This window comes from Sphingobacterium sp. UBA865 (genome assembly GCF_002295765.1).
Classification (GTDB): Bacteria; Bacteroidota; Bacteroidia; order Sphingobacteriales; family Sphingobacteriaceae; genus Sphingobacterium; species Sphingobacterium multivorum.
On record NZ_DBGB01000032.1, the window covers coordinates 1 to 13867 of the forward strand.

The following is a 13867-nucleotide window of genomic DNA, read 5'->3' on the forward strand; positions in this document are numbered from 1 at the left end:
ACTGCCTTTTTGAGACAGCCTCGTTTTTATCATTAGTCGACCATTTTCTTGATTAGAACTTTCTAAAATCCCATTCTCCGCGATAAGGGCGGCTACGCATGAGGTTAGCATAATCATTGTCGAACTGTTCCTTTTGTGGATTCCATTTTAAATCCTTTTGAAGTTCATAGGCAATGTTGATGGCATTGCAAACAGAGCTCGTTCGATGGCCTATTTCAACATCACAGATCGGCTTACTTCTTTTTTTGATCGCGTCTACCCAGTCCTGATAGTGATTATCACTGTAATACAGGCGACGATCTGTGGAGCTCAATTTAAGATTGGCCAAATTCTCGGGATTCGAACGGATAAATTCGCGGCTTACTTCAATCTTACCTTTTTCACCAATAAATTGAATCGCGTTATGTACGCCCCATTGCACATGGTTTACCCGAACTCCATTGGCATAGTTAAAGGAAAGCCCGCTATTGCTATTTGCTGCTTTAGGTGGATTGAATTGCACCGGGCCAGATTCGTCCATGCCCAACGCCCATTGCACAATATCAAACATATGTGCTCCCCAATCGGTAATATAACCACCGCCGAAATCACGGTAACCACGCCACCAAGCCCATTTATCATCCTCAAGCGGTGGGCTTAAAATCGGGTTATAACCGCGGTAAGGTGAAGGTCCTACCCACATATCCCAATCCAAATAATCCGGTGCTGGCATAGCTGGTAGGTCGCATTGTTTGACCGGTTCGCCCACAGACACATTAATTTCTTTTATTTTGCCGATATAGCCATTGAGCACCAGTTCTGCGGCTTGTCTAAAATTATAGGAAGAACGCTGCATGCTACCTGTCTGAAAGACACGTTTATATTTGCGGGTTGCATCGACCATTGCTCTCCCCTCGGCAATGGTAAGCGCCAGGGGTTTCTCACAATAAATATCTTTGCCGGCCTTAGCTGCATCAACAGCAACCTGTGCATGCCAGTGATCTGGTGTTGCAATAACAACAGCATCAATATCTTTCCGATCCAATAGTTCGCGATAATGGTGATAGGCCTTGATCTCAGTCTGTGCTTTTGACAATTCCGTTTGCTTTTTCCCTGTCGCAGCAATAAATGCGGCCAACTTCTTACGGTCCACATCGCAGGCCGCCAGACTTGCGATTTCCTTGCAGCGATTGAGACCGTTCATCAAAGTATAGGATTGTTTTCCGACACCGATAAATCCAAGATTGATACGATCACTTGGTGCAAGAAATCCATTTCCGCCTAACACAACGCGCGGGACAATTGTGAAAGCCAAAGAGGATACAATCCCCTTGGCTATAAAATCTCTTCTTTTCATTTTTTACTGTTAGTTTATTTTTCTGCTCGTCTTTATAGACACTTATTCGGTCCTCGGCGGCAAAATTGTTTATGTATGGATGATTTGTCTAGGCTTTCTCAAAAATAGTTTATTCTTGAACCGGAACCAGTGTAATTGACGCAATCTCAGGTAATGCATCGCCATCAATTGCCGTAGCCTGCAGCAGCACTTTTGTACTTGGCTCTCCGATCACTTGCTGTGATACTTCTATTGTTCCCATGACCGCTTCCTTAAATGCAGTTCCATTTTCATTTATAAAGGCGAAAGGAATCTTTTGTCCAAGAGCGGTTAGCAAAATTTTGCCCTGATGTTTAGGATTAGGTAGATAATTGAGGAGTACTCGGTATTTACCCGGTTTCTGAATTTTAATATCCCAAATTACTTGATCGGCAAGATCCTTCCATTGACCTATGGCATTCGGGCGATTTGGATCATGGGTATGTGCGCCAATAATTTTCAGTCCCTTTCCTTCCTGCAGTTTTGCATTATTTGCGTTCATCACGATGCGACCATCCGCCTGTGTTTGTGTTAGGCTTTCCTCAACAATTGGTTTTCCCTGGATCTCCACCACGATAACCTTAGGCCCTTTATTGCTGTCGAAGACATCAACAGGAATTGCTGGTCTACCATTTTCCAGCGTAGATTTTAACTTCATTTTCGGTGAAGCCAGGGCATAGACAGCCGTCACTTTATTTTTGATTGGCAGATTTATTTTCCCATCGGCTGGACGGTCAAAAACATGCAGATAGAGTTTCCCATTTTTTTGCGTACAATAACCCCAATCCAACGCTTGGAAAGGGCTCGCCGTAGTCCCGTAAATAGCTTCGCTATTGATCTTCATCCAGTCCCCGATCTGCTCCATAATACGCACCGCAGGTTCGGGAATGCCGCCATCACCATCGGGTCCGACATTTAACAGGAAATTGCCGCCCTTACTTACTGTTTCCACAAATAATTGCATGATCTTGGGGAAGCTTTTCCAATTTTGATCATGGGCGCTATAACCATAACTTTCATTCATGGTATGGCTTACCTCCCAATACATACCAGGCAAGCCTGTTGGTGGAATATATTTTTCAGGCGTTCCAATATCACCGTTTTTATTTTCGAGTCCATTCCAAAATCGATTATTGATAATAATGTTGGGTTGCCATTTGATCAGGTCTGTTAAAATATGTTTGGTTCCCCAGGCTTCACCTTCGTGCTGTTTGCTACTGAAATCGGGCCACAGCATATCCAATCGCCCGTAATTTTGGGCAAGTTCCTTAATTTGGCCATAGAGATAGGCTTTATACCGTTCATGATCAGGTTGATGATTATCTACATTCGGGTTTAACTGAAAAGCCTCATAGGAATCGGGATGCTGCCAATCCAGCAGCGAATAATAGGCACCTACTTTCATTCCCTCTTGGCGGAAAGCTTCCATAATTTCGCGGTAAAGATCTCTCCCTTTTGGCGATAAATTTGCCGTACCTGTTACATCGTTTTTAACCGCGTAAGGCTGTTGACTATTGAATAAGCTAAAGCCTTCGTGGTGTCGAGAGGTCAGCACCATATACTTCATTCCCGTTTTTTTTGCAAGGTGAGCCCAGGATTTTGGGTCGAAAGAACGCAATGTAAATTTTGGTTTCAGCACTTCAGCATACTGCTTACTGGGAATTTTTCCCCAAGTCTGTATCCATTCAGCATAATGCTGTGGGTATTTTTTCCCTTCAAAAGAACCTCCCGCTGCACTATACAATCCCCAATGGATAAATAACCCAAAACGAGCTTCTTTAAACCATTCCATGCGTTTATCTTGTGTCTCCTGCCAGCCAGTTACGCCTTCATAAGGTAATGATTTGGTCTGTGAATTAGCAACATCGGTCATGCATAGCAACATTCCCACTGCTGCTGCACACTTCCACTTTAAAAAATTGATTTTCATCGTAATATAGTTTTATACATAAAAGTTCATGGATTATAATCATTAAACAGGGGTCATCAGAAACCCAAGTTGTTTATTTCCTCCTGCATGGTATCATAAGTCTTTCGCGCATCCTCCAATGGAATTCCTTTTGATAGTCCGGGTCGTTTATGGCCTGTAAAAGTCAACCATGTGTCTTTCATGATCGTCTGTCTTTTCAAAACAAGGGCATATAACTGGCGAAGTTTTGGTTTATCAAGCAAATTGTCATCCCATGTGCTTTCAATCGGGAAATTAGGCATCAGGTGTTTAACAATTTCCCTTGCCATGAGCCAATGGCCCAACTCGCCAGGATGAACACCATCTGTCGCTAGCCTAAACTGAGGATCTTTCTTGATGCCAGTCTCCAAATATCGCCGCATGGGGAAATGGAGGTCAATGATTTCCCATGATTGTTTTCGGCCATAATCGATCAACCATTCGGCATAACGATCCAATACTTTATTATACCCATTGAGCCGAAGCTGCGGATCATCATGCACCGGTGGAGTCATCCATATGATACGTTTGACACCTTGATCTGCAAGTCGTTTTTGCAGGTGTATAATTCCGTTTTTATAGGCTTCAAAACGGGCCGAATCAAATGGTAGGTAAATACCGTCATTCATGCCATAACATACGAAGACAACCTTAGGATTGATTTTATCGAGTACATTATCCAAACGGTCAAATAGACAAGGTCGCGGAAACTTTCCATCGGCATGATTCGGCTCACTAAGTCCAGATACGGTCTCACTTGGTAGCCCCGAGTTAATAAACTGGGGTTTCTTTTTCGGATGACTGCTCAGGAACAAACTTTCGGTCATGGCGACATATTGACCGGCATAGGTAATGCTATTTCCCAGAAAAAGAATTTTCTGTGCTTCGTTCCAGGCAAACTGATTAACCTGTTTTTGCCCAACAGCTTGTACATACCATAAACTTAAGCAGAAGAGCAGCGACAAAACACGTATTTTTTTTGTAGTTAATAATTGATTCAACATCGTTATAATTGATACAGTCAATATTCGAATTAGCCTAGTTTTATTTTTAGCGCATAGCCCAAGCTGTTGTTTTCTATCTTCTTGGGTAATTTCAATTGCAATCCATGGTTATCCTGCTGGAAATCGATCTGACCAAACCCTAAGATTTCCACTGATTTCACTTTAGCCTTATTTTGGTTCAGGGACTTTACATTGACGATTCCACCCTTAGGTACTACAAGAGCCATCGCATATACAAAATCATTCTTTTGGGTAAACCAAAAATCCGAAGCGGTAAAAGATGCCTTAAATCCTTCTCTCTCCCGTTGTTCGGTATCCGTTATCCGAATTGCTGTAGGCCCCTCATGTGCAGTGGTCCATGGGGATGTCCCATAAATCGCTTCACCATTGAGTCGCAACCATTTCCCTAATATAGCAAGATTTTTCTTTACCGGCACAGGGACATTCCCCTGCGCATCGGGTCCAATATTGAGCATATAGTTACCACCTTTACTGACAATTTCCAAAAGCCAATAGCGCAATTCGTCTACATTTTTCCAATCATGATCGTAGGATTTATAGCCCCAGGAATGATTGAATGTCCCGATGGCTTCCCAAGGTTGGTTAAAATGTTCCGAAGGATCTGGAATCCGATTATCTCCTGGAATGGCATAATCGCCCATGCCATTGCCAATCCGTTCGGAGACAATAACATGTGGATTGCAATCATAAACGGTTTTATAGAACCGAAAGCTTTGTTCTCCAGTCATCAGTCCCGGCATATCAAACCAGATATATTTCAGCTGTTTGAACCGCGTCAAAATTTCCTTTACCTGAGGAATTGCTTTTTCGTTGAGATACGAAGCAAAGGAATTTTTACTGGGATCCCAAAGATTGGCACCAAAAGCATCGGTTTTGGTATGGGCAAGATCATGCTGTGCCTTCGTTACCTTATATTGCGCGTCGCTACCATCCCTCCAATCGATATTCTGTGAATAATAGACACCAAAATCGAGTTTATGCCGAAGACAGGCATCATAAAGTTCCTGAATGATATCGCGTTTAAAGGGCGTAGCCTGTATGCTATTGAATGAACTGACCTTTGAACCATATAGCGCAAATCCATCGTGATGTTTACTTGTCACAACAAGATATTTCATCCCGGCATCCTTGGCCATTTTAACAATGTTATCGGCATCAAAAGATTGAGGCGAAAATTGGTTTGCTAATTTGGCATAGGTTGACCGTGGAATTTTTGCGACCAATTGAATCCATTCGGCGACACTAGGACTCCCTAAATCTTCTATTCTCTGACCGTTCCATATACCTGCTGGGATCGCATACAGTCCCCAATGGATAAATAGACCAAACTTTTGTTGCTGAAAGTCTTGGAGTGCCCGTGCTTTCTGTTTATTCATCTCCTGCCATTCCTTCATTAGCTGTGCAAGTCGATGTCTTCGCTTGTTCCATCGCGTCAAGGCTTCTAAATAATAATAGTCTGCATACACCAAAGGCACATCAATCTCTCCTTTATGTGGAATACTACCTACACTATGTTTTAAGATAAACAGACCATTTCCTCCAACTTCACTAGCGTACTTTGGCGAGCCCAATGATCGCAAAATCTTTTCAGCCAGATCCAAATAATCCTGCTGTTGTCCCGGCTCCATATATTCAACCAATTCCAAAAGTGCCGATGCAGTGACAGCAGCAGCGGATGCATCCCGCGGGGTAGTGCCAAAATCTTCTTTTCGATAGTCCCAGTTTGGAATAAACCCCGCTTTATCGACATCAAAGTCCCACAAGGGAACTCCATCATCAGGCAAGCGCGGGTGCCGTGCATAAAAGTCTGCCATTTTTAGAGCAGCCTGTAAAAACTTAGGATCCTTCGTTTCACGGTACAACACAACAAATCCATACAATCCCCAAGCTTGCCCTCTCGCCCAGGCGGAATTGTCCGAAAAGCCCTGAGCAGTCTCCCTGCTCAATACAGCACCCGTATTGGGATCATAGGTAACCACATGGTAAGAACTGTAATCCGGTCGGTATTGATTTTTCAACGTCGTTTCTGCATGTCGAATAGCGGCATTCCGATAAACAGAATCGCCAGATAATTTGGAAGCCAAAAAAAGAAGTTCCAAATTCATCATATTGTCGATAATGACAGGGAATTCATATTTATGCTTACCGTCCCAAGAAGAAAATGTATTCCAAGACTTGATCGCTCCAACCTTTGGATTGAAACGTGTCAATAAAGATTTGGCACTCTGGATCAAGATCGATTTGAAGGTGGTGTCACCCGTCAACCGATAGGCATTGCCATAACTGCAGTTCATTACGAAACCAATATCGTGGTGATGCGTATTAAATTGATTTTGACGTAATGAATTCGTCCATTTTAATGCAGCGTCCCGCCATTGATCATCGCCTGTATACTCAAAAACATACCAAAGACAGCCCGGCCAAAAGCCACCAGTCCAATCCCGGATATCAGTAAACGTTGTTTTTCCATTATGATCTGCCGATCGTGGATACTTACTCAGATCTTTATGATCTTGATACAGCAATGCATACTGTCGTTCGGCCAAATCAAATCCCTTTTTTACGATATCGCTTGTATCCGCACGTAGGAGAAAAGGATAAAAAAAGGTCAAAAAATAAATAAAGTATAAGCTATATCTAAAAAAAATCATGTTTAGGTTCATTTTATACCCACAAAAACTAATCGATCCAACCCGGGTTTTGCACAAGGTTCACGTTCATCTGTATTTCTGAGGTCGGAATAGGCCATACGGTCAAGAAATCGCCTTTGTAGCTATAATTCCCAACATTTGTCCCCCAGACCTGCTTACGTCCATTGCCTGCTTGAAACACCGTCTCTTTCCAGGTCCCCCAACGCAATTCGTCAAAGTAATTGATCCCCTCATTCGGAAACTCCACACGGCGTTCGTTGCGAATACGTGTACGTAAATCATCTTTTCCGCCAACAGCCGTTACAGCATTGGAATTTAAAAGTGCCAGCCCCGCACGCTGGCGAACTTCGTTAACTTTTGCTATAGCTTCATTCAGTTTACCATCTTCATTCAAGGCCTCGGCCCACATCAATAAAACATCAGCATAGCGAAAAATCGGAAAATCGATAGGTCCATAATTACGATCCACAAGCTCATTGACTCCTTCAGCAACAAATTTTCGATAGAAATAGAAGAAATTGATCTGCGTATCACTCTGAATATCGCCGTCTACCTGTGCCTGCCCACGAAATGGCCAGCGCATAAATTGAAGACTTTCAACATTCGTAAAATTATAGGCACCCCTAAAAGTCGAATAAGGCGTCACGACATTGGCCTGCAAACGGGGATCACGATTTTCATAGGCCTTTTTGATGCGCTCCTCATTGCCTTGGGGCAGATAAAGGCTCATTTTTGCACCTCTTAATACCGCAGCTGCCTTCTCCGCATCTGTCAAGTTGTTACGTAGAAAAAAGACCTCCCTTTCATTTTCGGTTAAACTGCTGTATCCTGGAATAATTTTATCCCATTCAAACTTAGAGCCATCGTTATTTTCGTATAGATCAACCAAGTGTGGTGAAGGCATATAGTAATTCCAGCCTCGCGAATAGACCGAGGGCCAACCGCAAAATAGCTGCATATTATTCCCATATCCCTGTTCACTGCGATGCTGAATGGAAAAAATCATCTCAGGACACTGCTCATTGGCCTCCTTAAACAAAGCTTTATAATCGCCGAACAGGGTGTGGCCAGCATCTTTTACTTTTTGAAAATCAGCCGCTGCTTTTGTCCAATCCTTTCGATAAAGATAAACTTTACCCCGTAAGGCATAGGCTGCCGCTTTAGTTGCATGTCCATAATTTGCATTACCCGCGGGATAACGATCGGGGAAATTGCTTTCAGCAATACAATCGTTCAGGTCAGCCAATATTTGATTCCAAACCTCCTCTTCCGAACTACGTCCTTTAATGGCCTCCGCCGCTGTAAAGGGCTCGAGATAAATGGGTACTCCTTTGTAGAGTTGGTTAAGTCGAAAGTAAAAATAAGCGCGCAGAAATTTAGCTTCCGCAATATATTTTGCTTTCTTTTCTGCTGTAGAAGGCGATTTTATGGGAATATTCTTTAAGGCGTCGTTTGCACGCTGAATACCTTCATATTGAATTTTCCAAACGTTCAAAAATAAGGGGTCTCCCGCGGTAATGGTTCCCGTCAATAAGGGTTCATCAAAACGTGCCTGCCCCGTATAGGAAAACCGATCAAACTGATACAGTTCATAGGGTGAGATCAGTCCACTATGCCCCATCAGGAGCCTAAACGAACTATAGATTCCCGCAACGCCCAAATCTGTTAAATTGTCGGTTGTCCACATCGTTGCCGTGGAAACCGATGAATATGGAGAGGTATCCAAAAGATCTTTTTTGCACCCTACTATACCTGTTAGCAATACAATCGCTAGAAATTTTTTCATCTTTTTCATAGTGTTCATTTAGATTAAAAGGTTAGATTCAAACCCAATGAATATTGACGCATCGTTGGGTAGTTGACGACAGACGAGTTGATCAGCGAAGGATCATTGCTCGCAGGTCCAATTTCCGGATCCAGTCCAGGGAACTTGGTCCATGTCAACAGGTTTTCACCAGCTAAATAAATCCGAAGTTTAGCGATTGAGAAACGTTTTGCTATGCTTTCAGGAAGGGTGTAGCCTAACTGAAGATTTCTCAGCTTCACAAAAGACGCATTATATAAGTAATAATCGCTGGTACGTCCATTCTGTGCATCGGTCACCCCTTTTAAGCGTGGATAATAGCCATCTATCCGATTGTTGGGATCCGAAGGATTCGCGGCATTATAATAATAATGGTTGTTAGCGACCAATGCTGGGACTGATTTCCCCTGTGCGACGATAGAGGAATTGAGATAAAGTTCATTCCAATAATACGACATACCTGAAGAAGCGGACCAGATCATGGACGCATCAAATCCTTTATAGGCCATGTTGATACTAAGACCATAATTGAATGCTGGTGTTGCCCTTTTGCGCATAAACTTTTGGTCATAGACATTTCCATAAACACCGTCACCGTTCATATCCGAATAAATCAAGTCGCCATACCAGATCTTGGTAGGATCTATCCCGTCGGCGGGCTGAAATGAATAGCCTGCAGCGACCATAGCCTTCAACCATTCCATATCCTGTTCTGTCCGGATCATTCCGTCGCGAGGTCCACCATTTTTATCAACGGAGCCATCCGCTAAGAAGTGGCTTCCTGAGCCACGGTATACGTTGTATAAATAGAATTCATTGATTTCGTGGCCTTCCAGAATCCGTTGGTTTACTCCATTAGAAACCATACCGATATTGGACTGGTAAACCCGATTACCGGCGGCATCAGTGACATACCCCTCCGACAATGCTCCTTTATATTTTTCGACACGATTGGTATTATAGGCGAAGTTGGCTGATACGCCATATTTAAAATCGTTGATTTTATCTTGGTATCCCAGCGTCAATTCAATCCCTCGTTTGCTCACTTCGGCAATGTTCATCGTCGCTGCTGTAGCGGTACCTGTGGTCGCCGGAATAGTCGGGACGTATAGTATTCCATCCGTGTAAGCGCGATAGGCATCAAATTCGACGGTCAATTTATTTCTCCATGCTGTCGCTGTAAAGCCTACATTTGTCGTAGTGGTGGTTTCCCAATGCAACAGGTCATTTCCTAGTTTAGTCTGCGCCAAACCACGAACAGCCTGGTTATTGAATGAATAGTTTACAGTACCGTACGAGGGCAGATGATCATAATTACCCGGGGATGCATTATTTCCGGTTTTCCCCCAGGAGGCCCTTATCCGCAAATCATTCAGAAAAGACTTAAGTGGACGCATAAACGATTCCTCCGAAATACGCCATCCTGCGGAGAAGGCCGGAAAGAAGCCCCAGCGCTTGGCGGTTCCAAAGCGTGATGATCCATCGTACCGTAACACCGCTTCGGCCAGGTATTTATTATCGTAAGCATAATTGGCGCGACCAAAAAAGGAACGTAAACCGTAGTCGAGCTCATCACCTGTGATAGAACTCATTGTTGTTGCCGAATTAAATGTCGTCAAGTCGGGGTGTACAAGTCCCAGTTTAGCCGCCCCTATATTATATTGGTTAAAATACTGTTCGTTATAGCCCAAGATACCGCCAACGTCGTGTTTACCAAAAGATCCTGAATAACGTAATACATTATCAATAATCACATTGTAGCTCTTGGTAAGGCCATATTGGGTTGTAATTTGTCCCGACGAAAGCGCAGCTGTACTCAATTTGTTGGTTGCAAAATTCCATTTTTCATAAGGCACCTGATGGGAGTTGGTTTCGGTATACGCATAATTGTAATTTACCTTAGATTCAAACTCCAACCCCTTCATTAAATTTAACTTTGCAAATATTGTGGTGTTGAATCGGTTGACCTGGTTCTTCCCTCCCATTCCATTTAGAAAAGCTAGGGCATTGTTTGCGGTTGCCGATTCTTCGGCGGCAGCCGGAAAACCATAAGCGCCATTGTAATAAGGATAAACTCCGGGCACAGTCTGTGTCAGGTAAGAATATGCAGTTACTACATCGGCCACACTCAAATTCTGCATATCGCCAAAGGTCTGGGTACCCACCGTTAAAAACTTGGCAACTTTCGATTGTAGATTAATACGCATGCGTATCTTGTCGGCTCCAGTTTCGGGCATGGTCCCCGGGTTGTTGAAATAACCTACTGAAAAGAGGTATTGCGTGTTCTCACTCCCACCATTTAAGGATAGATTGTGATTTTGTAAGAGTTTGCGTTGTCCAAAAAGCACATCTCCCCAATTGGTATTGGGATACGCAACTTCATTGGGAATCCCAAATTCGGTCAATCCATTCGGATTTTTCTTCGCTTCTTCCCAGAGATTGATTGTTGCATCCGTATATACGGCCGCCTGCCCCAGATTCTTGAACCCTTCATTCACAAGGCGCATATGCTGCGCGTAGTCGGTAATAAATTCGGGTACATTATTGGGCCGTAGCATCGAAACCATTCCCGAATAGGATACATTATTTTTTCCCTTTGATCCTTTTTTTGTCGTAATTAAAATAACTCCATTTGAACCCAATGATCCATAAATTGCCGCTGTTGCCGCATCTTTCAAAATGGAAATCGATTCTACATCATTGGGATTGACAGCATCCATGGATCCGACAATACCATCGATCACCACCAAGGGTGAGGTATTGTTTAAAGTTCCCTTTCCTCGGATCAGGATATTAGCGCCATCTGCCCCCGGTTTTCCGGTTGTGGTCTGTACGTTAACCCCCGCCGCGAGTCCGGCCAGAGAAGAGCTAAGTGTAGCCGTTGATCTGTTTTCCACCGAACTTCCGTTCACGGTCGATACAGCACCAATCACATTTGCGCGTTTCTGACTTCCGTACCCGACAACAACCACCTCGTCTAGACCACTGACAAGCTCTTGAAGCACAATACTCAATTCTTCATTGCCGGTGACACTCTTTTCTAGACCTTGGTAACCGACGTTTGAAACTACCAAGGTTGCATTGGTAGTTGGTAACTGGATGGTAAATTTCCCATCTTGATCTGTCACCGTGGAGATATTGGTTCCTTTCACGGTAACGGTCGTTCCTACCAGGGCCTGTCCTTTGCCATTAACGACTTTACCGGCAATACCCCGCTGCAGGACTTTTTTGTGTTCGGGAATTAATGGATTTCTTTTGGGTTTTATCACGATCACCTCATCTTTTTTGATCCACTCCAGATCCAGAGGTGCTACGATAGCATTTAATGCATCTTCCAATTTGGCATGCTGTATATTGACTGACAAGCGAGTCTGTGCCAGCGACTTGCCATTTAAGAAAAAATTGACGCCACTCTGCTTTTGGAGATCGCGCATCACCTGATTTAAGGTGACGTGCTTAGCGGTTAAGTTTATGGTTTGCGCATTTCCTTCTGCAAACAGCTGCATTGCAGTCAGTAAAGAAATGAGTACGATTAATTTCATAATCAGTATACTTCGTAAAGTTAAACTCCACGGGTGTAGCCTAACAAATGGATAAAAAATCATATGTTTGTACGGTTTGTATGTTATTTATAAATGGTTATCAAAAATTTGCCTTTGGGCAACACTTGTAAGTATATGCATCCAATTTAAGGCAGTGCCCCCCAGCACTGCCCTTTTTGTGTTGCTTATACCTTTCTCCAGCTCAAGAAGAGTCTATAGTCATTTCTTTTTTCATCAATATTTAAGGTTTTATTGCAATGGTGTCACCAATAAGATATTTTTTTCCTGACCTTTACTCAACTCAAAATGCAACCCACCTTCTTCCAATACATCGAGTACGTCACGGAGTGACTTGTTTCGTTTGATACGACCATAGAAATGCGTTTGTGGCGCTTCGCCCTTGTACCTCACTTCTACATTATACCAGCGACCAATCTGCTGCAATGCATCCGACACCGGTGTTTCGTCAAAATAAAACAAGCCATCTTTCCAGGCAGTGAACGGCGCTGTATCTACATTTGCAACTTGTATATTTCCATTATTAGTATTAGTCGATTGCTGACCGGGTTGAAGGTATATTGCCTGTGAAGCGCGATTATCGTTTGATAATTTGACCTTCCCTGTGATTAAAGTTGTCTTAATAGCCGTACTTTCCGGATAAGCATTCACATTGAATGTTGTCCCAAGCACCTCAATTTCCTGCCCTTTACTGTGTATTTTGAAAGGTCTCGAGCTATCTTTGGTCACCTCGAAAAAGGCCTCTCCCAACAGGATAACTTTTCGTTCATTTTTGGCAAAGGCCATCGGATATTTTAGCGAAGAGGCCGCATTAAGCCATACTTTTGTTCCATCAGGTAAAGTAATTTGATACATCCCCCCCAGCGGTGTGGTCAACTCCAACATCGCCTTGCTTGGATCCATTTGCTGGCCTTGTTTACTTAAGGCATCGGCGATAGATTGCCCATTTTCGTAGGTGATATTTTCCCCCATGACAATCCCCGAAGCCTGTTTATCGAGTTCCAAAAGTGTACCATCTGCCAAGCGAAGAGTGGCACTGTTTCCGCCAGGCTGTACAGCATCATCCTTTGTATGTTCCAGTCCAGCGAGATTCCTGTCCACCAGGGTATGACTCGTCTGCTGTTGCCAAAATATTACTGAAAAAACAAAGAGCAATAGACAGGCCGCTGCAGCCCAATAGGGCCATCGTATGGAGATAATGGTTTTCTTCTGGATCGGCATACGATCTTCCCCTCCTTTTTCCAATAAGTTATCGTTATCTTCTTTTCCTTGCTGGATTTGTTTTTTGATGGTTTCGAGTATTATTTTCAATCTCGATTCCTCCATTTTACCAACAGACAAAGGCCGTAGTAAACTAGTTACTAAAGCCTGATCGATCGCATCCTGCTCACTGGTGTCAGTAGTAGAAAGCGCATGCTGTAGCCATTCGATCTCCTCAAGCGAACAGTTCCCTTCTTGATATTTTTGAAGTAATTGGTCTATTTTAGATTTATTGGTCTCCACTGAGCTGTATTTTAAAGTAAAT

At 43.3% G+C, this 13867-nt stretch carries 7 protein-coding genes; all 7 read right to left on the reverse strand.

Annotation, left to right across the window (positions count from 1 at the left end; genetic code table 11):
• Window positions 1-52 precede the first annotated feature (52 nt).
• On the reverse strand, window positions 53-1336 hold the full coding sequence (locus B2O97_RS18025; protein ID WP_070567396.1) for a Gfo/Idh/MocA family protein: 1284 nt from the start codon (window positions 1334-1336) through the stop codon (window positions 53-55).
• Window positions 1337-1445: 109 nt separating this feature from the next.
• Entirely contained in the window at window positions 1446-3284 is a 1839-nt protein-coding gene (locus B2O97_RS18030; RefSeq protein ID WP_115047567.1) for an alpha-L-fucosidase, read from the reverse strand.
• A gap of 56 nt (window positions 3285-3340) precedes the next feature.
• Window positions 3341-4306 (reverse strand): SGNH/GDSL hydrolase family protein, encoded by a 966-nt coding sequence (locus B2O97_RS18035; protein ID WP_115047565.1) that lies wholly within the window; start codon window positions 4304-4306, stop codon window positions 3341-3343.
• Window positions 4307-4335: 29 nt separating this feature from the next.
• A complete protein-coding gene (locus tag B2O97_RS18040) occupies window positions 4336-6978 on the reverse strand; it encodes an alpha-L-fucosidase (protein ID WP_286767806.1) in 2643 nt (880 codons plus the stop codon).
• A gap of 28 nt (window positions 6979-7006) precedes the next feature.
• Window positions 7007-8764 carry a RagB/SusD family nutrient uptake outer membrane protein gene (locus B2O97_RS18045; protein ID WP_115049467.1) on the reverse strand — a complete coding sequence of 586 codons (1758 nt, stop codon included), beginning with the start codon at window positions 8762-8764 and terminating at the stop codon, window positions 7007-7009.
• A gap of 23 nt (window positions 8765-8787) precedes the next feature.
• Window positions 8788-12324 (reverse strand): SusC/RagA family TonB-linked outer membrane protein, encoded by a 3537-nt coding sequence (locus B2O97_RS18050; RefSeq protein ID WP_286767807.1) that lies wholly within the window; start codon window positions 12322-12324, stop codon window positions 8788-8790.
• A gap of 249 nt (window positions 12325-12573) precedes the next feature.
• Window positions 12574-13845: a FecR family protein gene (locus tag B2O97_RS18055; protein WP_286767808.1), complete on the reverse strand. Its 1272-nt coding sequence runs from the start codon at window positions 13843-13845 to the stop codon at window positions 12574-12576.
• Window positions 13846-13867: the final 22 nt, after the last annotated feature.